Here is an 18,812-nt window from a genome sequence, read left to right on the forward strand (position 1 = left end):
CTCCCGGTGGGTTTACGGTCTGCGGGTGATCGACCTCGCGCAGCCGTGGACCCTGGTCTTCCTGTTGGTCGCCGGACTGCTCGCGGGTGCGGTGAACGCCGTCGCGGGCGGTGGTTCACTGCTGGTGTTCCCGGCGCTGCTCGCGGTCGGCTTCCCCCCGCTCGCCGCGAACGTCACCAACTCGGTCGCCCAGTGGCCGGGCTACGTCGGCCTGGTCGCGGGCGCCCGGCGGGAGCTCGTCGGTCAGGGCGGGCGGATCGCCCGGACCGCCGCGGTCGCCGCGCTGGGCTCCGGGGTCGGCTGCACACTGCTGCTGGTGCTGCCCGCGACGGTGTTCGACGCCGTCGTGCCCGTGCTGGTGATCCTGGCCAGCCTGACGATGGCACTCGGCCCGCGATTGAAGCGGCTGATCGGCGACCCGGCGGGCGGCGCGCGGGATCGGCGGGCCGGGCTGCTGGTCGCAGTGTTCCTGGCCGCGATCTACGGCGGCTACTTCGGTGGCGCGCTGGGCGTCATCCTGATCTCCACGCTGGCCCTGTTCGCCCACGACGAGCTGCGCCGGCTGAACGCGCTGAAGGGTGTGTTGTCGCTGGTGGTCGCCTCGGTGACGGTCGTGGTGTTCGCGATCGGCGCGCCGGTCGACTGGCTCGCGGTGGCGCTGCTGGCCCCGAGCACGCTGATCGGCGGTTTCCTGGGGGCGCTCGTCGCGCGCAGGCTGCCCGAGAACGTGCTCCGCTGGGCCGTCGTGCTGCTCGGGCTCGCGGTCGGCGTCGCGCTGTTCCTGCAGTGAGCCTGCTCCTCGCGGTCGCGCTGCTGGCGGCGGTGCTCACCGCCGCCACGCTGCGGCCGTTCGGGTTGCCCGAGGCGGTGGTCGCCGTGCCCGCCGCGCTGCTGGCGGTCGCCGCCGGGCTGGTCACCCCGGACGTCGCCCTGGACGAGATCGCCGAGCTGGCGCCGACGGTCGGGTTCCTGGCCGCGATCCTGCTGCTCGGTCATCTCGCCGACGTCGAGGGTGTCTTCCGCTGGCTGGGTGCACGTCTGGGCAGCGCCTCGGGCGGGATGCCAGGACGGCTGCTGGTACTGGTGTTCGGCGCGGCCGCCGGGACGACCGCGGTGCTGAGCCTGGACGCGACGGTGGTGCTGCTGACGCCGGTGGTGCTGGCCACCGCCGCCCGACTGCGGCTGCCATCGCGGCCGCACTCCTACGCCTGCGCGCACCTGTCGAACTCGGGTTCCGGGCTGCTGCCGGTGTCGAACCTGACGAACCTGCTGGCGTTCCCGGCGACCGGGCTGAGCTTCCTCGGGTTCGCCGGGCTGATGGTGGGGCCGTGGGCGGCGGTACTCGTCGTGGAGTACCTGGTGCTGCGCCGCTACTTCGCCCGGGACCTGCGCGGCGGGCCCGGCGAGCAGCCCGAGGCGCCGGAGCGCGGCAGCGCGGTGACCGGACCGGCCGCCGACTCGGCGGCAGCGCAGCGGGCGCCGGCGTTCGCGCTGGCGGTGCTCGCCGCGACGCTCGCCGGGTTCGGGATGTCCTCGGCGCTGGGCGTCGGTCCGGGCTGGATCGCCGCGGCCGGGGCCGCCGTGCTCGCGGTCCGCGCCCTGCTGCGCCGCGAGACGGGCCCGGTGCGGCTGGTCACCGCGATCTCCCCCGGCTTCTGCCTGTTCGTGCTGGCACTGGGTGTGGTCGTGGCCGCCGTGGCCGGGCAGGAGCTCGCCGGGTGGCTCGGGACACTGCTGCCCGACACCCCCGATCTCACCGGCCTGCTGCTCACCGCGGTGGTCGCCGCGGTGCTGGCCAACCTGGTGAACAACCTGCCCGCGACGCTCGTCATGCTCGCGGCGCTCGGTCCGTCGCCGCACACCGGGCTGGTGCTCGCGATGCTGCTCGGTGTGAACATCGGCCCGAACCTGACCTACGCGGGATCGCTGGCCACGCTGCTCTGGCGCCGGATCGCGGCCGGCGCCGGTGACCCGCCCCGGCTGGGGACGTTCGTCGGGCTGGGTGCGGTCACCGTGCCGCTGGGACTGCTCGCGTCGACCCTCGCGCTGTGGGCGTCGCTCGCACTGCTGACCTGAGCGGAGACCTCTGGGCGGGACGTGCGACGGCCCCGCGCGGCAGGTGCCGGGCGGGGCCGTCGGTGGATCAGTGGATCGGTGGCTCAGTGGATCGGTGGCTCAGAACTCGTGGGCCATGTCGTGCCCGAGATCGGTGTCCGGGTCCAGCTCGCGGGCCGGCACCCCGACCGGACGGGACGTGCCACGCCGCTGCTGGGGCAGCCGGGCGATCGTGCTCATCTCGTGCGCCAGGTCGTATCCGTAGTCGTGCTCATGGGACAGCGCTCCAGAAGACCGCACCGACATTCGTCTCTCCGTTCCCCGACACCGAGACAGCGTTCACGCTCCGTACGAGAACCAACCCGTACGGTGCCCGCAGATCATCGCCCGGGAGTGGTGGGGGGACAACGCTCCGGAGTCGACTCCGCCCGTTCGGGCCATGGTTGTATCGATACAGCGGCGCGCCTGCGTGCATGGCGCGCCGATCCGCGATATCGGGCGGAGCTCAGTCCAGGTAGGACGTGTCGTTCACCAGCCGGACCGAGGCGCCGCCGTCCGGGTAGAAGTCGGCCACGCTGGTGCAGGCCAGGTCCAGGTGCATCCGGTACAGCACCTCGTCGCCGGAGCCGAGCGCGTCCCGGATCAGCATCTTGATCGGCGTCACGTGGCTGACCACGATCACCGTGGCCCCGGGGAAGTCCTCGATGATCCGGCGGCGCTCCGCATCGACCCGCTCCCCCACCACACGGAAGCTCTCCCCGCCCGGTGGCTCGACGTCGGCCGATCCGAGCCACCGGCCGTGCAGCTCCGGGTCCCGCTCCCGCGCCTCGGCGAAGGAGAGACCCTCCCAGCCGCCGAAGTCGGTCTCGATCAAGCGGTCGCGGACCTGCAGGTCCGCGCCGGTCGCCTCGGCCACCGCGGCCGCGGTCTGCCGGGCCCTGCGCAGCGGCGACGACAGCACCGCGGCGGGGGTGACGCCCTGCTTCGCCAGCCGGGCGGCGAGCGCGCGGGCCGCCGCGGCGGCCTGCTTCTGACCGATGTCGGTCAGCTCCGGATCGCCGTGCCCGGAGTAGCGGCGTTCGACCGACAGCTCGGTCTGCCCGTGCCGCAGCAGGATCATCCGGACCGGGGTGCCCGCCTGACCGGTCCAGGCCGCGGCCGCGGCCGACGAGTCGGTCCCGGCGATCCCCGAGTCCCCGGAACCCCCGGTGCTCGCTGATCTCTCCGGCGGCGCCGGCCTGGGCTCCGGCCCGGCGGCGGCCGACGGGTCCGGGGTCGGGTTCGACTCGCCGTCCATCGCCCGGTTCGCCAGCGCGTCGGCGCGCGCGTTGTCCTTGCGCGGGATCCAGCCGAACGTCACGGAGTCGAACTGCCGCACCAGATCGCGGGCCTCGTCGACGAGCAGCTGCAGCCCCGGGTGCTTGACCTTCCAGCGGCCGCTCATCTGCTCGACGACGAGCTTGGAGTCCAGCCGGGCCTCGACCTCGGTGGCGCCGAGCTGCAGGGCCGCCGCGAGACCGGCGATCAATCCGCGGTACTCGGCGACGTTGTTCGTGGCGGTGCCCAGCCCGTCGTAGACCTCGGCGAGCACCTGCCGCCCGCCCGCGTCGAGCACGACGGCGCCGTATCCGGCCGGACCGGGGTTGCCGCGCGATCCACCGTCCGCCTCGACGACCAGCTTCACTTGCCACGCACCAGGATCGCGCCGCACTCCTCGCAGTGCACGACCTCGTCGGCAGCGGTCCCGCGGACCTGCGCGATGAAGGTGCGGTCCAGCTCGAGGCGGCAGGCGCTGCAACGCGACTCGCGCAGCGCCCCGGCCGCGACCCCGCCCTTCGCGCGGATCCGCTCGTAGTCGGCGAGGAGCTCGTCCGGGAGCACGGTGACCAGCTCGGCCCGCGCCCGGTCCCGGCCGGCCCGGGAGACGTCGATGTCGCCCTCGGCGCGGTCACGCCGGGTACCGACCTCGGCGATGTGCTCCTCGGCGGCGGCCAGCTCGGCGCGGGCGTGCTCCAGCTCCGCCCCGACCGCCTCGCGCTCCTCCATCACACCGAGCTGCTCGTCCTCCAGCACGCCCTGCCTGCGGGCCAGGGTGTCCAGCTCGTGCTGCAGCTCGGTGGCCTGCTTGGCCCCGATCCCGGACCCGGCCAGCATCGTCCGGTCGCGCTCGGTGCGGGCCCGGACGCCGTCGACGTCCCGCTCGATCCGCGCGATGTCCCGGTCCAGGTCACCGGCGCGGGTCTCGGCGCGGACGGCGGCGTCCCGGGCGTCCCGGACCCGCTGCTCCGCCTCCTCGAACTGCTTGTGCTCGGCCAGGGTCCGGCGCTGGTGGGCGAGACGGCCGATCTCGGCGTCCACCTCGGCCAGCTGAAGCAGCTTCGCCTGGGTGGTGGGGTCGGCCTTCATGATCTCGCCTCCGTCTGATGGGGGGTGGGCTGGGGCGCAGCCTCTGCGACGGCGGTGGCCGCCGTGGTCCACGGGTCGGTGCGCAGTCGGGAGACCGACACCGAGACGCTACCGCCGAGCGCCGACCGCACCACGGCCGCCGCCTGCTCGCACCACGGCCACTCCGACGCCCAGTGCGCGACGTCGACCAGCGCGGGTACCGGGCCGCCCGGTCCGGTACCCGAGAGCACGTGCTCGGACGCCGGGTGGTGACGTAGATCGGCGGTCACGTAGGCGTCGACCCCGGCCCGGGTGGCGGCACCCAGCGCGGAGTCACCGGAGCCGCCGCTCACCGCGACCCGGTGGATCCGGCGGTCCCTCTCGCCCGCGCCGCGGACGCCCCACGCGGTGGCGGGCAGCGCCGCGGCCACCCGCTCGGTGAACGCGGCGAACGACTCCGGCTCCGGCAGCGTGCCGATCCGGCCCAGCCCCCGCGACGACGGCAGCGGAGCCATCTCCACCAGGTCGTAGGCCGGTTCCTCGTAGGGGTGCGCGGAGCGCAGCGCGGCGAGGACCGCGTGCCGCCGGGACCGCGGCAGCACCATCTCCAGCCGGGTCTCCGCGACCCGCTCCAGGCGCCCGACCTCGCCGATCGCCGGGACCGCCCCGTCCAACGGGAGGAACTGGCCGGTGCCCGCGGTGGCGAACGAGCAGTGCGAGTAGTTGCCGAAGTGACCGGCGCCCGCGTCCGCCAGTGCGGTGTGCACCTGCGCGATCGCCGGTCCGACCGGCACGAAGGTGACGATCTTGTCCAGTGGCTCGGCCGGTTCCGGCTGCAGCGGGCCCTCGGTCCGCAGGCCGAGCGCGTCCGCCAGGGCGTCCGAGACGCCGGGATCGGCGATGTCGGCGTTGGTGTGCGCGGTGAACAGCCCCACGCCCGCCCGGATCAGCGTGTGCAGCAGCGCCCCTTTGGGGGTGTCGGCGCCGACGCCGTGCACCCCGCGCAGCAGCAGCGGATGGTGCGTGACGAGCAGCCCGGCACCCGAGTCGATCGCCTCCCGGACGGTCTCCGGGGTCGGGTCGACCGCGAACAGCACCGAGTCGACGGGCTCGGCGGGGTCACCGCAGACCAGGCCGACCGCGTCCCACTCCATGGCGAGCGCGGGCGGGTAGGCCGCCTCCAGGGCGTCGGTCACGTCCCGCAGGGCCGCGCTCATGCCGGCACCACCAGCGTGCGCAGGGCCAGCTCCAGCTCCTCGGCGAGCCGGCGGGCGAGCTCCGGTGGCCGCACCGCGACCCGGACGTGGTCCGGGCCGAGCCCGGGGAAGGTGTCGCCGCGCCGGATCGTGATCCCGGCCGCGCGCAGCAGCCGCCGGACCTCGTGCCCGGTGCCGTCGGGCAGGTGCAGTAGCAGATAGGGGGCCACGCCGTGGGACACCGCGACGCCCTCGATCGATTCGAGTGCGCTCGTCATCGAGACCCGGTGTGCGGCCAGCTCGCGGGCCCGCTGGTCGGCGGCCGACAGCGCGTCCGGCTCGCAGCAGGCGATGATCGCCTCCAGGGCGGGTGTCGAGACCGGCCATGGCGGGCGCGGGCGGGCGAGCCGGGCCAGCAGGGCCGGGGCACCGAGCGCGTACCCGGCGCGCAGCCCGGCCAGGGCCCAGGTCTTGGTCAGCGAGCGGAGGACGAGCAGGCCGGGCACGTCGCCGTTGCCGGCGAGCGACTCCGGTTCACCGGGGATCGCGTCCGCGAACGCCTCGTCGACCACGAGCACCCGATCGGGCCGGGCCAGCGCGCGCACGGTGTCGGCGGGATGCAGCACGCCGGTCGGGTTGGTCGGGTTCCCGATGACGACGAGATCGGCCCGGTCCGGGACCGCCGCCGGATGCAGTGCGTGCCCGTCGGCCGCATCGGTGTGCACCCGCACGACGTCCACGTCGGAGGCGCGCAGCGCGGCCTCCGGCTCGGTGAACCCCGGGTGCACGACCACGGCGAGGCGCGGACGCAGCGCCGGGAGCAGCGAGAATCCCTCCGCGCTGCCCGCCAGCGGGAGCACCTCGTCGGGGGTGCGGCCGTGCCGGGCGGCGGCGACCTCGCGGGCCTGCGCATCGTGGTCGGCCCGCGGGTAGCGGCCGAGGCCGTCGAGCGTCGCGGCCAGCCGGTCGCGCAGCCACGCGGGCGGCCCGTCCCCGATCACGTTGACGGCGAAGTCGAGGAGGCCGTCGGCCACCTCGGAGTCGCCGTGGTGGCGCAGGTCGTGGGCGCCCGGGTCACCGGGTCCGTGACCGGGCCGAGGGTGATCGAACGGCATCCGGACACCCTACGGCGGGCGCCGGTACGGATCGGCACGGCGGGGTGGGTGAGCAGGGGTGGACCCGGCCTCGCCGGGTGCGACGACGACGAAACGGCGGCAGGCTCCGGGTCGGAGTCCGCCGCCGCTGCGTGTCTGAACCGGTGCTGTGACTACTGGTCGAGCTTGATCGCCAGCGAACCCACCGGGGCGGCCAGCTCGCCGAGGTCCTGGGCGCTGCCGGTCAGCAGGTCGACCTTCCACAGGCGCGTCGAGCCGGCCACGTCGACGGTGGCGAACGCGTCGTTCGCGGTGGTGACACCGTCGGTCAGGGTGCTGTACACGTCCAGCCCGGCGATCGCGCCGATGTCGGCCGGCAGCGACCCGGTGGGGGCGAGGGTCCCGCTGTTGGCCGGGGACTGCACCGACACACGGTCGAGGTCGGTGTCGAGCACGAACAGTGTGGTCGCGGTCGAGGCGCTCAGATCGTTGTTGGTGTAGCCCGCGGCGGTGACGCCGGTGGCCGGGACCGTGCCGGTGGCCGGTGCGGTGGCCGGGTTGGTGAGGTCGGTGTCCTCGACGGTGGCGGCCAGCGGCATGGTGGCGAACGGCTGACGCAGGTTCTGGCCGGTGTCGCTGACGACCCGCAGCGCGTTCGCTGCCGGGTTGAAGTCGACGCCGAAGTTCTTGCCGTCCAGGTCGACGCTGAGCCGGCCGATCTCGGTGGCCGAGGCGTTCGACTCGTCGACCGTGTAGATGCCGCCGCCGTCGCCCACTCCGTAGAGCTTGCCGTCCTGTACCCGGTAGTCGAGACCGACGAGACGCTTGTCGGCGTCGGTCAGACCGGTGATCGTGCCGATCTCGGCGACCGCGCCGGCATCGGAGGTCGTGAACTTGACCAGTGTGTCGTGGGCCAGGCCCATGGCGGTCAGCCCGGAGGTCTCCGCACCGTGCTTCGAGCCGTGGTCGCCGCTGCCGTCGCCGGCGAAGGCAACCGGAGCGAACAGTGCCGCCGATGCGGCCACCGCCGCAGCGCCGATGAGGGTACGGCGCATCTTCTTCGTCATTGTTCCTCGCTGACCTGGTGTGAATTTGAGTTGACCCGTTCAGCTCAACGACACGCACGGAAAGCAGTGACGATTCCGACAAAAGAGTTTTGCGATACCTGGATACAGGCACGGCCGGGCCTCCGCGGCGCTCGCGCGGACCCGCGCAGAGACCGACGGCCGAACCGTCGACCGGTCGCCGTGATCGGGGCCCATGGCCGACCGGCAGCGCGCACCGTGCGGGCACGGCGGAGCGACGAGTGCGGCAACGTAGGAGAGGATGAGCACCGGACCGGCCTCCGATGCCGGTTCGAGGGCCGGGATCACGGGGCTGGGTCTCCTCCCGGCCCGGCCGGACATGGGAGGGTCAGCGTCGACGTCCTCGCACGCTCCCCACAGGAGGTAAGAGCTTGAACGTCGTCTTCGTCTGTACCGGCAACATCTGCCGCTCACCGATCGCCGAGAAGATGCTGGCCGCGGAGGTCGAGGCCGTCGGGCTGGCCGACCGTGTCCGCGTGACGAGCGCCGGGACCGGCCAGTGGCACATCGGCCAGCCGATGGACGACCGCGCTGCCGAGGTGCTGGCCGAGCACGGCTTCGGCACCGGCCACCGGGCCCGCCAGGTCGACTCGGAGATCCTCGCCGCCGACCTGCTCATCGCACTCGACGCCGGGCACCTGCGGTCGCTGCAGCCCTCGGTACCGGATCCCAAGCGGGTCCGGCTGCTGCGCTCGTTCGATCCCGACGCGGCGGAGGGCGCCGAGGTCCCGGACCCGTACTACGGCGGGCCGGACGGGTTCACCGAGGTGTACGAGATGATCGCCGCGGCGCTGCCGGGCCTGGTCGAGCACGTGAAACGGCAGGCGTGAGCGCTCCCGTCCAGCGGTTGACCGGGCGGACGGTCGCCGCGGAGCTCGGCGGGCACCCGCCCCGGTTCCGGCTCGGCGACGGCGCCGAGGCGGTCACCGTGGTCGTGAAGAGCGGCGCCGCGGATCCCGGCGCGATCCCGGCCGAGGCCGCGGGGCTGCGCTGGCTCGCCGTCCCCGGCGGGCCGCCGGTGCCCGAGGTCCTCGGTGCCGACGACGAGTGGCTGTCGAGCACCTGGATCCCGCCCGGGCGGCCCACCGCCGACGCCGCCGGGGAGCTGGGGCGACGGCTCACCGTCCTGCACGCCGCTGGGGCGCAGGCGTTCGGCGCCCCGCCACCGGGCGGCCCGGCGTCGGCGTGGATCGGGCACGCCGGGATGCGCAACGTGCCCCACGACGGCCCGTGGGGCGAGTGGTTCGTGCAGGACCGGGTGCTCCCCTACCTGCGGATCGCGCGCGACCGCGGTGACCTGGATCCGGTGGGTGCGGCCGCGATCGACCGGGTGTGCGAGCGGATCGATCGCCTCGTGGGGCCGGACGAGCCGCCCGCCCGGCTGCACGGCGACCTGTGGTCGGGCAACGTCCTGTGGTCCGGCGGCGCAGCCTGGCTGATCGATCCGGCGGCACACGGCGGGCACCGGGAGTCCGATCTGGCCATGCTGGACCTGTTCGGCCTGCCCCATCTCGAACAGGTGCTGGCCGGTTACGCCGAAGCGGCCGCCGACGCCGGCACGCCGCTCGCCGAGGGATGGCGCGAGCGGGTCCCGCTGCACCAGTTGTTCCCGCTGCTGGTGCACACGGTGCTGTTCGGCGGCGGGTACGCCGGGCAGGCCGTCGCCGCGGCCCGCCGGCTCACCTGACGAGCCGAGGCGTGCCGCGACGAGGTGCGCCCGGCCCGCCGCACCGCCGCTCAGTACGCCCCGTGCTCCCCGCGCAGCGGGAACCCCGCGCTGCCGTCGGCGTGCAGTTTCACCCCCAGCACCTGGTGCAGCTGGATGTTGTTCAGCTCGAACCCGAGCCGGCAGGCCGCCATGTAGAGCCGCCACACCCTGGCCCGCCCGATGCCGACCTCGGCGACCGCGTCGGTCCAGTTCCGGTCCAGGTTCGTGCCCCAGTCGCGCAGCGTCAGCGCGTAGTGCTCGCGCAGGTTCTCCGCGTGCCGGATCTCGAAACCCGCCTCGTTCATCGCGGTCACCAGGGTGCCGATCGGTTCGAGTTCGCCGTCCGGGAACACGTAGCGGTGGATGAACGGGTCGGTGTTGCGGTGGTCGGGCTTGTACGGCTGGGTGATGCAGTGGTTGAGCATCCGCCCGCCGGGCCGCAGCTTGGCCTGCATGGCCCGGAAGTAGGTGTCGATGTTGGCCTTGCCGATGTGCTCGGTCAGACCGATCGAGGACACCGCGTCGAAGGCGCCGTCCGGCAGGTCGCGGTAGTCGAGATGCCGGATCTCGGCCAGCCCGCCGAGGCCCTGGCGCTCGATCTCGGCCTGCCCCCACGCCGCCTGCTCGCGCGACAGCGTCACCCCGAGTGCCTTCACACCGTGCTCGGCGGCGGCGTGCCGGACCATGCCGCCCCAGCCGCAGCCGACGTCGAGCAGCGCCGTTCCCGGCTGCAGGTCCAGCTTGGCCGCGACCAGGGCGTACTTGTTCGCCTGGGCCTCCTCGAGGGTGGCGTCGGCGTGCGGGTACGCGGCGCAGGTGTAGGTCATCGACTCGCCGAGCACGAACTCGTAGAACCGGTTGGAGACGTCGTAGTGGTGCGAGATGGCCTGCGAGTCACGGCGCTTGGAGTGCAGCAGCCCGCGCGGGCGGGCCTCCAGATCCGGTGGTGGCATCCGGTGCTCGCGCCAGTACGGCAGCAGCCGCCGGGCCAGCCACAGTTGCTCCCGGCGCGGGATCGAGTGCAGTGTCACCTCGGCCATCGCGCTCAGCGCGGTGTAGAGGTCACCATCGATGTCGATCTCCTGGGTCACATAGGCCCTGGCCAGCCCCAGCGAACCCGGGGCGCTCACCAGCCGGGCCAGCGCCCGTGGTGAGTCGACCCGCAGCGTCACCGATGCGTCGTCGGGGCCGCTGTGGGACCCGTCGAACGCCTCGACCCGCAGGTCCGGCGCCCTGCCGATCACCCGGGACAGGATCCCGGCGACCGGCTCGGTCGTCGTGTCTCGTCGCTCCAGCACTCCCGTCATCGCCGAACCACCTTCCAGCTCCGCCGGCCGCCGGATCCCCTCAGCGGCCGGTCACCTTGCGGTACAGGTCGGGCGCCTGCCCGGCCGGGTCGTACCGCTGCTTCACCGCCCGATACGCCGCACCGTTGTAGTGCGACCAGAACTCGTCCTCGCCGTAGTGCACGGTCGAGTACAACGACTTGTGCCCACCCAGCTCCGCGACGCACTCCTCGACGAGGCGGTTGTGTGCCCACGGGTCCCCCGGGCGCTCCGGCACCGACGACCAGAAACCGACGTTGACGTAGAGCCGGCCCGGTTCCATCGGGTACAGCGGCCACGACCGCTCGCCACGCAGCCGCAGCGGGCACAGCCACACCGGGGCGATCCCCACCTCGGCGTGGAAGAACGCGAGGAACTCGGCGAGCCGCTCGACCGGGATCTCGACGTCCTGCACGACCATCTCCTCGGTCGGGACGCCGATCGCGGCACGGACCCGGTTGGACGCCCCGTACCGCTGGTCGAGAGCGACCAGCCTGCGGTAGACGTCGGACCGCCGGAACCGGCGCGGCCAGAACCGGCGTACCAGCGGATGCTGCACGCCGAAGGCGCGCGAGCACCAGAACCAGTCCGGGTCCCAGCGCCACAGGTAGTCGCGGACGGTGAGGTGATCGACCGGGCGGCGTTGCAGCGACCGGTAGAAGACCTCCTGGCCGGTGTAGTCGGAGATCCGTGCGCCGGGCATCGGAGCGTCGACGAACTCGCCGACGCTCAGGTAGTGCTCGCCGGCGTCGAAGACCACCCCGTCCAGGAAGTCCGCCCCGGATCCGGCCAGCTCCTCGATCCCCGCCGCGGCGGGGATCGCGCTCGGGTACCGGTGGTGGGTCAGCCGGACGAACGGCCGCACCGGCGCCAGCTCGACGACCAGCCGCAGCGCGTAGCCGAGGGTGCCGTAGGAGTTCGGGAAGGCCACGAACAGATCGGAGTGCTCGCCGTCCGGGGTGACGTGCAGCAGCTCCCCGGCCGGGGTCAGCACGTCCATCTCCAGCACCGACTCGTGCGGCAGACCGTTGCGGAACGACGTCGACTCCACCCCGAGCCCGGTCACCGCGCCGCCGAGCGTGATCGTCTTCAGCTGCGGGACGACCAGCGGCATCAGCCCGTGCGCGAGCGTGGCGTCCACGATGGTCTCGTAGGTGGCCATGCCCTGGACCTCGGCGGTCAGGGTGACCGGGTCGACTGCGAGCACACCGTCGAGTGCCGAGGTGTCGAGCCGGGTGGCACCGCGGCCGGTGTCCCGGTCGCCGAACCGGAACAGGTTCGACGACGGTTTGCCCAGCTGCACCCGCCCGGCGCCGGATCGGCGCCGGCGCAGCTCCGCCACCGCCGTGTCGTGCGCCGCACGGGATACGGAGGGGACGAGCGTCACCATGAGGGCGACGATAGACCTCTCTCGTTTGCGACGCTCACGGTTTTCACCCGGTCCATGTCACATCGTCACGCGGTGCAACGACTCGCTCGCGCACCGGTCAGGTCCCGGGCCAGCGCGGGCAGCGCGCGCGGTCCGAGGGTGCGCCGCACGGCCGCGGCCGCCGCGGTGAGACCGGCGTACTCGTCCGCGGCGAGGGCGATTCCGGCGGCGGCCACGTTGGACTCCAGCTGCGCGACACTCGACGCCCCCGGGATCGCGACCGTGTTCGGGTGGTGCACCACCCAGGCCAGCGCGATCTGCGCGGGCGTCGCGTCGTGCCCGGACGCCACGTCGCGCAGCACGTCGTGCAGCGGACGGAGCGCCCGCAGGTTCTCCGGAAGCCAGGCCGCGGTGCGCCGCACCGTGTTCGACGGCCGGTTGGTCGCGTCGTAGCGGGCGGTCAGCAGGCCCTGGGCGAGCGGGCTGTAGGCGATGACGACCCGGCCCTTCTCCTGGGCGAACGGCACCAGGTCGGCGGCCGGCTCGCGACGCAGCAGGCTGAACTCCACCTGGTTCGACAGCACCGGCGCACCGAGTGCAGCCTCGGCGGCACGCCAGCGGGCCTGCGAGTAGGTCGAGACGCCCGCCTCGCTGACGAGCCCGATCCGCTGCAGCGCAGCCATTCCCCGCATCGCGGAGGCGTCGCCGAGCACCGGGTGCGGCTTGTGGATCTGGTAGAGGTCGATCGAGGACACGCCGAGCCGGGCGGCCGAGGCGACCGCGCGTTGTTCGAGCACCGGCGCCAGCGGCAGCAGCGGGAAGAACTTGGTGGCGAGCACGACGTCGTCGGTCCCGCCGGACGCGCGGAGCGCCTCCCCCAGGATCCGCTCGCTGCGGCCGAACCCGTAGAGCTCCGCGGTGTCGAACACGGTGACGCCGAGTTCCCGGGCGCGGGCGACGATCCGCGTGGCCTCGCCCTCGAACCCGGTGCCGTAGCCCCATTCGGTGGAGCCGAACTGCCAGGTGCCCAGGCCGATCACCGACCAGGGCGTCCGCGTGGCCCCGGGGACGTCGAGATATCGCATGCTCGCGATTGTTCCCCGACGTCCCCGGGCCCACACCCGTGCGGTGACCCCTCAGCACCGCACGGGAGTCGTCACCGCAGGTGGTGCTTGCTGAAGAACTCCCAGATCAGGTCGGTGGCGCGCACCGTGTAGGTGGTGCTGCCACCGCCGCTGTAGAGCGTCGCGCCCGGCCAGGTGTGCCCGGCGCCGTCGATCGCAACGTGCTCGACCTGTGCCCGGGCGTCGCATCCCGACCAGGTCGAGACGGTGATGTCGGGCTCGATCCGGCGGGTCGCCGGCTGCGGTGCGCAGGAGTTCCGCTCGGCCCAGCCCGCGACCCAGTCCGGGATCGCCGGGAGCCCGCGGCCGGCGTCGCCGGTGTAGGGGATCGTCGTGTCGCCGGTGCCGTGCAGCGACAGCACCGGGACGGCGCGGCCCGGCTCGCAGGGCGGCTCCCCCGCCCGGTAGTACGCACCGGCGACCGGGGCGAACGCGGCGATCCGGTCCGCCAGCCGGCAGGCCAGGATCTCGGTGAACCCGCCGCCGTTGGACTTCCCGGTCGCGTAGACCCGCTTCGTGTCGACGCACAGCGTGGACTCGAGCTCGTCGAGCAGGTCGCCGGTGAAGGCGACGTCGTCCACCCCGGGCGCCGAGTACGGCGCACCCTGCCAGGCCAGCCGGTCGTCGCCGCCCACGACGCCGTCCGGGTAGGCGAGGATCGCGGGCAGCGCGGACAGCTCGGTGAACCCCTCGGTGGTCGGGCCGCTGTTGCCGCGGCCGTGGAAGACCAGCACCACCGGCCAGGCGCGGTCCGCGGTGTAGCCGTCGGGCAGGTGCAGCCGGACGGCGCGGTCCAGCCCACCGGAGCGGACGATCCGGTCCACACTGGTGCCGGGCTGCTGCGGGGTGGACGTGTCGGCAGGCGTGTCACCGGGCGGCTGGGCGGGAATGTCACAGCCTGGCGCACGCGGCGCCGGCGCCTCCCCCGCGGCCGCGGTGCCCGCGGTGGTGAGCGCCCCCGCCATCGCGACGGACAGGCAGGCGGCGAGTGCGAGCAGCCGGGTTCTCCTCGTTCCGGGCATGGGCTTCCCTTCGGGCGGCGTCGTCGACGACCGGTTCGGCCCGCCCGGGGTCGTGCTCCGGGCAGGGCGGGACAGCGACAGCACCGGTCGGTGCCGCCGCGGGTGCGAGGCGGGCTTGTTCGGTCCCGACCGTCAGCCGGGCGGGCTCACCCGCCGACCGCCGAGCGGATCGCCGCCAGGTGTTCGGTGGTCAGCGCGGCGGCCAGGTCGGGATCACCGCTGCGGACGGCGTCGAGCAGCCGGACGTGTTCGGCGTGGTCGCGCTCGCGGTCGTCGTAACGGTGCCGGATCTCGATCTGGTCCCGGGCCCGGACCTCGAGCAGCGCCTGCACCGTCTCCCGCAGCACGGCGTTGCCGCTGGTGGCGGCGAGTGCGACGTGGAAGTGCACGGCCGGGCGGAGATCGCCCTGCGGCGGATGCAGCGCATTGGTGACGCTCATTTCCATCAGCAGCAGTCCCGCCGCGTCCCGGGTGCGGGCGGCCGCGGCGGCGATCGGCGGTTCGAGTACCAGCCGGGCCTCGACGAGTTCCAGCACGCTCTCCGGGGTGGCGGCGGGTCCGTGCGGGTTGGCCAGCACGCGCCGGTCGGCGCCGGGGCCGACGTAGGTCCCCGAGCCGTGCCGGAACTCGACGGCGCCGGTCGCCTCCAGCCGGCGCAACGCCTCACGCACGGTCGGGGTGGTCACCTCGAACCGGCGTGCCAGATCCCGGGACGACTCGAGCTGGTCGCCGGGCGCCAGCCCCTCGACCCGGATGATCCGCATGATGTCGTCGGCCAGCCGCTCCGACAGCGACATCTGCCCCGCACTCATAAAGTGACTAAATCACTTGATGAGTCGGGAGGTCAAGCTCGGCCCGGACCCCGTCAGGTCCCGGCGACCGGTCTCCCGGCGCCGGAGCCGGCAGCGTCGACAGAGGCGGCGGAGCCGGGCTCGACCCCGCCGGCCGCGGCGTCCCAGTCGGCGAGCGCCCGGTCCAGCTCCGGCCACGTCGTGCTCCGCGCCCGCCGCCCGGTGAGGACGCCGAGGTGACCGCCCGGCGCGGTCGTGAACCGCACGTCCGGACTGCCGGAGAGCAGCAGCACCGCACTGCGCACGGCCTTGAGCGGCGCGATCACGTCGTCCCGGCCGGCGACCACCAGCACCGGGACGTCCACGTCGGACAGCTCGACGTCGCGGCCCGCCAGCCGCAGTCCGCCGGAGGCCAGATCGTTGCTGCGCAGCAGCAGATGGAAGATCTGGCCGAACACCCGCCCCGGATAGCCGTGCATGTTGTTCATCAGGTGATCGACGGCCTCGATCTGGGCGAGGCAGTCCCGGTCGTCGATCCGGGACAGCACCGCGAGTGGCCGGGTGACCAGCTTGTCCACCGCGGTCAGGTGGAAGGCCCAGCTCACCAACGGCGCCGGAAAGCTCCCGATACCGCGATAGATCGACGAGACCATCCGGCCGCCCGCGACCTCCGCGAGCGGTCGCAGCGGCGCCACCAGCGGAACCCGCGAGACGTCCACCGGGGTGCCGATCACGGACACGCTGCGCACCGGCAGCGGCTCCCGGGACTGCACGGCGGCGGCGACGGTGAGCAGCGCGAAGATCCCGCCCAGCGACCAGGCGACCAGGTGCACGTCGGATTCCTCGGCGCGGGCGACCTCGCGGACCGCCGACGGCAGCAGGTCGTCGACCCAGTGCTCGATGCCCAGCGTCCGGTCGGAGAACGACTTCGGGCCGTAGTCGATCAGGTAGACGGTGCGCCCCTGCTGCAACAGGTGCTCCACCAGCGAGCAGCCGCGCCGTAGGTCATAGGCGAAGTCCGGGGCGCCGAGCGGGGGCACGAGCAGCACCGGGGCACCATCGACGGCGTCCACACCGGACAGCGGGCGATAGCGGAACAGGATGCCCGCCGGGGAACCGACGACGGCCTCGCGCGGCATCCGCTCCAGATCGGCGAGCTGCCCGACGACGGTCCGGTCCCAGACGTTGGCCACGGCGTCGACGAGGTGCACGCGCGCACCCTACGGCACTCGGGGGTCACCGACGGCACGCGAGGACTCCCGAAGTTACCGGCCGGTATGTGACACTCACCGCCATGCAGCGCGAGATCTTCGACGACGAACACGACGCGTTCCGCGACCTCTGTCGCACCTTCATCGCGAAGGAGATCACCCCGCACCACGAACGCTGGGAGGACGAGGGGCAGGTCGACCGGTCGATCTGGACCGCGGCCGGCGCCGCGGGCCTGCTCGGTATGGGTGTCCCCGAGGAGTACGGCGGCGGCGGGGTCGACGACTTCCGCTACAACGCCGTGCTGGACGAGGAGATCGTCGCGGCCGGCACCAGCGGGGTCGGCTACCCGCTGCACAACGACGTCGTCCAGCCCTACCTGCTGCGGCTGTGCACCGAGGAGCAGAAGCAGCGCTGGCTGCCCGGCTTCTGCTCCGGCGAGCTGATCACCGCGATCGCGATGACCGAGCCGGGCACCGGCTCCGATCTGCAGGGCATCGCCACCAACGCGAAGCAGGACGCCGACGGGGACTGGATCCTCAACGGCTCCAAGACCTTCATCACCAACGGCATCCTCGCCGACCTGGTGATCGTGGTCGCCAAGACCGACCCGGATGCGAAGCACCTCGGGTTCACGCTGTTCGTCGTCGAGCGCGGGATGGCCGGCTTCGAGCGCGGACGCCGGCTCAAGAAGGTCGGCATGAAGGCCCAGGACACCGCGGAGCTGAGCTTCACCGACGTCCGGGTGCCGGACGCGAACCGGCTCGGCGAGGTCGGCCAGGGCTTCGTCTACCTGATGCAGAACCTCGCCCAGGAGCGGCTGTCGATCGCCGTCGCCTCGGTCGCCGGTGCCGAGGCCGCGCTCCGGACGACCGTGGAGTACACCAAGGAGCGCAAGGCGTTCGGGCGTCCGGTGGCGAACTTCCAGAACACCCGCTTCGAGCTGGCGGAGATGGACACCGAGGTGTCGATCGCACGGGTCTTCGTGGACCGCTGCCTGCGCGAGCACGTCACGTCCGAGCTGTCCGTGCCGGACGCGGCCAAGGCCAAGTGGTGGTGCTCGGACCTGCAGAACCGGGTCGTCGACCGCTGCGTGCAGCTGCACGGCGGCTACGGCTACATGCTCGAGTACCCGATCGCCCGCGCGTTCGTCGACTCCCGGGTGCAGGCCATCTACGGCGGCACGAACGAGATCATGAAGGAGATCGTGGGCCGATCGCTCATCGGGTGAGCGCGGCCAGCGCCTGCTCCAGGTCGGCGAGCAGGTCCCGCGGGTCCTCCAGGCCGACCGAGAAACGCAGGTGGCCGTAGCGGCGGAACTCCGGCGGGAAGTGCGCCGCGCGGCCGTCGCTCCCGGCACCGACGTGCACGATCAGCGACTCGTCGTGCCCGAGCGACACCGCGGAGGTGATGATCCGCAGGTTCGCGACGAACCGGTTCTGCAGCTCCGGCGGCCCGTCCAGGGCGAAGGCGAGCATCCCGCCGAAACCGCCGTCCAGGGTACGACCGGCCAGCTCGTGCTGCGGGTGCGACGCCAGCCCGGGGTAGGCCACCCAGGCCACCTCGGGCCGGCCCTCGAGGAACCGGGCCAGCTGCAGCGCCGAGTCGCAGTGCGCCCGCATCCGCATCGGCAGCGTCACCGAGCCCCGCATGATCAGCCAGGCGTTGAACGGGCTGATCACCCCGCCGGCGTCGACCATCGCGTCGGCCCGGATCCGGTCGACCAGCTCGCGCCTGCCGAGCACGGCCCCGCCCATCGCGTCGCCGTGCCCGTTCACGTACTTGGTGAGCGAGTGCACGACCAGATCGGCGCCGCGCTCCAGCGGCCGCTGCAGCACCGGGGTGGCGAACGTGGCGTCCACGCTCAGCAGCGCACCGTGCTCGTGCGCGACGGCGGCGACCGCGTCGACATCGGTGATCCGGGTCGTCGGGTTGGCCGGCGTCTCGACGTGCACCAGCCGGGTCTCCGGCCGGATCGCCGCCCGCACCGCCTCCGGGTCCGAGGAGTCGACCAGCGTCGCGGTGATGCCGTAGCGGTCCGGCAGCAGCTCGGTGAGCAGCCGGTGGGTGGCGACGTAGGTGACGTCGGAGCTCACCACGTGGTCGCCGGTGCGCAGGAAGGTGAACAGCACCGCGTGCAGCGCCGCCACCCCGGACGCCAGTGCGACCGCAGCGCAGCCACCCTCGGACACCCCGGACGGGTCCTCCAGGGCGGCCAGCTTGTCCTCCAGCCACGCCTGGTTCGCCCCGCCGTTGCGGGTGTAGAGCCGGGTCCCGGTGCCGGACCAGTCCAGCTCGGACGGGTCCTCGGGCAGCGCGTAGGAGTTCGCCGCGACGATCGGACGTCGGATCGCGCCGGTGCCGGGATCGACGTCGTTCCCGGCGTGCACGGCGCGGGTCGCCAGGAACGGAGGACGGTCGGCAGGATCGTTCGGGCTCACCCGCCCGA

The 18,812-nt window shown here is 73.3% G+C and carries 18 protein-coding genes; 5 read left to right on the forward strand and 13 right to left on the reverse strand.

Annotation, left to right across the window (positions count from 1 at the left end; all coding sequences use genetic code 11):
- Nucleotides 1-25: 25 nt before the first annotated feature.
- Together Pdca_RS20385 and Pdca_RS20390 are read left to right on the forward strand one after the other, a co-directional pair.
- Complete coding sequence (locus Pdca_RS20385) at nt 26-790, forward strand: sulfite exporter TauE/SafE family protein (protein WP_085913094.1); 765 nt, start codon at nt 26-28, stop codon at nt 788-790.
- Complete coding sequence (locus Pdca_RS20390; protein ID WP_085913093.1) at nt 787-2,076, forward strand: SLC13 family permease; 1,290 nt, start codon at nt 787-789, stop codon at nt 2,074-2,076. The genes Pdca_RS20385 and Pdca_RS20390 overlap by 4 nt, the downstream gene beginning before the upstream one ends.
- A gap of 99 nt (nt 2,077-2,175) precedes the next feature.
- On the opposite strand, the gene Pdca_RS20395 is transcribed toward Pdca_RS20390, so the two are convergent.
- The 6 genes from Pdca_RS20395 to Pdca_RS20420 all read right to left on the reverse strand — a co-directional run bounded on the left by Pdca_RS20395 (nt 2,176) and on the right by Pdca_RS20420 (nt 7,797).
- Entirely contained in the window at nt 2,176-2,355 is a 180-nt protein-coding gene (locus Pdca_RS20395) for a hypothetical protein (protein WP_125911490.1), read from the reverse strand.
- A 205-nt stretch (nt 2,356-2,560) separates the two neighbouring features.
- Nucleotides 2,561-3,733 (reverse strand): bifunctional RNase H/acid phosphatase, encoded by a 1,173-nt coding sequence (locus tag Pdca_RS20400; RefSeq protein ID WP_208115269.1) that lies wholly within the window; start codon nt 3,731-3,733, stop codon nt 2,561-2,563.
- Nucleotides 3,734-3,735: 2 nt separating this feature from the next.
- A complete protein-coding gene (locus Pdca_RS20405; RefSeq protein WP_085913090.1) occupies nt 3,736-4,461 on the reverse strand; it encodes a zinc ribbon domain-containing protein in 726 nt (241 codons plus the stop codon).
- Complete coding sequence (locus Pdca_RS20410; protein WP_085913089.1) at nt 4,458-5,657, reverse strand: Nif3-like dinuclear metal center hexameric protein; 1,200 nt, start codon at nt 5,655-5,657, stop codon at nt 4,458-4,460. Before Pdca_RS20410 ends, Pdca_RS20405 begins: the two co-directional genes overlap by 4 nt.
- Nucleotides 5,654-6,751 carry an Rv2231c family histidinol phosphate aminotransferase CobC gene (gene cobC / locus Pdca_RS20415; protein WP_085913088.1) on the reverse strand — a complete coding sequence of 366 codons (1,098 nt, stop codon included), beginning with the start codon at nt 6,749-6,751 and terminating at the stop codon, nt 5,654-5,656. The genes Pdca_RS20410 and cobC overlap by 4 nt, the downstream gene beginning before the upstream one ends.
- A gap of 152 nt (nt 6,752-6,903) precedes the next feature.
- Entirely contained in the window at nt 6,904-7,797 is an 894-nt protein-coding gene (locus tag Pdca_RS20420) for a DUF4394 domain-containing protein (RefSeq protein WP_197719784.1), read from the reverse strand.
- Nucleotides 7,798-8,243: 446 nt separating this feature from the next.
- Here Pdca_RS20420 and Pdca_RS37035 point away from each other — a divergent pair, with 446 nt between their 5' ends.
- Nucleotides 8,244-8,645, forward strand: a complete 402-nt coding sequence (locus Pdca_RS37035) for a low molecular weight protein-tyrosine-phosphatase (protein ID WP_232021705.1) — start codon at nt 8,244-8,246, stop codon at nt 8,643-8,645.
- Nucleotides 8,642-9,502 (forward strand): fructosamine kinase family protein, encoded by an 861-nt coding sequence (locus tag Pdca_RS37040; protein WP_269462808.1) that lies wholly within the window; start codon nt 8,642-8,644, stop codon nt 9,500-9,502. The genes Pdca_RS37035 and Pdca_RS37040 overlap by 4 nt, the downstream gene beginning before the upstream one ends.
- 50 nt (nt 9,503-9,552) lie before the next feature.
- Here Pdca_RS37040 and Pdca_RS20430 read toward each other — a convergent pair whose 3' ends face one another.
- From Pdca_RS20430 to Pdca_RS20455, 6 genes are all read right to left on the reverse strand, one after another.
- Nucleotides 9,553-10,830, reverse strand: coding sequence for an SAM-dependent methyltransferase (locus Pdca_RS20430; protein WP_085913086.1), 1,278 nt, complete (start codon nt 10,828-10,830; stop codon nt 9,553-9,555).
- A gap of 40 nt (nt 10,831-10,870) precedes the next feature.
- Nucleotides 10,871-12,238 carry an FAD-binding oxidoreductase gene (locus Pdca_RS20435; protein ID WP_085913085.1) on the reverse strand — a complete coding sequence of 456 codons (1,368 nt, stop codon included), beginning with the start codon at nt 12,236-12,238 and terminating at the stop codon, nt 10,871-10,873.
- Between the two features lie 65 nt (nt 12,239-12,303).
- Nucleotides 12,304-13,302, reverse strand: coding sequence for an aldo/keto reductase (locus tag Pdca_RS20440; RefSeq protein WP_085913084.1), 999 nt, complete (start codon nt 13,300-13,302; stop codon nt 12,304-12,306).
- A 71-nt stretch (nt 13,303-13,373) separates the two neighbouring features.
- A complete protein-coding gene (locus tag Pdca_RS20445) occupies nt 13,374-14,363 on the reverse strand; it encodes a CE1 family esterase (protein WP_085913083.1) in 990 nt (329 codons plus the stop codon).
- 146 nt (nt 14,364-14,509) lie between these two features.
- A complete protein-coding gene (locus Pdca_RS20450; RefSeq protein ID WP_232021081.1) occupies nt 14,510-15,160 on the reverse strand; it encodes a FadR/GntR family transcriptional regulator in 651 nt (216 codons plus the stop codon).
- Between the two features lie 68 nt (nt 15,161-15,228).
- Nucleotides 15,229-16,365 (reverse strand): alpha/beta fold hydrolase, encoded by a 1,137-nt coding sequence (locus Pdca_RS20455; protein WP_158092172.1) that lies wholly within the window; start codon nt 16,363-16,365, stop codon nt 15,229-15,231.
- A gap of 83 nt (nt 16,366-16,448) precedes the next feature.
- Here Pdca_RS20455 and Pdca_RS20460 point away from each other — a divergent pair, with 83 nt between their 5' ends.
- The gene (locus tag Pdca_RS20460) at nt 16,449-17,594 is read left to right on the forward strand and encodes an acyl-CoA dehydrogenase family protein (RefSeq protein WP_085913115.1); all 1,146 of its coding nucleotides are present in this window, start codon (nt 16,449-16,451) and stop codon (nt 17,592-17,594) included.
- Here Pdca_RS20460 and Pdca_RS20465 read toward each other — a convergent pair.
- Nucleotides 17,584-18,804 (reverse strand): trans-sulfuration enzyme family protein, encoded by a 1,221-nt coding sequence (locus Pdca_RS20465; protein ID WP_085913081.1) that lies wholly within the window; start codon nt 18,802-18,804, stop codon nt 17,584-17,586. The genes Pdca_RS20460 and Pdca_RS20465 overlap by 11 nt on opposite strands.
- Between the last annotated feature and the right edge of the window lie 8 nt (nt 18,805-18,812).

The sequence above is a fragment of the Pseudonocardia autotrophica genome (assembly GCF_003945385.1).
Taxonomy (GTDB): Bacteria; Actinomycetota; Actinomycetes; order Mycobacteriales; family Pseudonocardiaceae; genus Pseudonocardia; species Pseudonocardia autotrophica.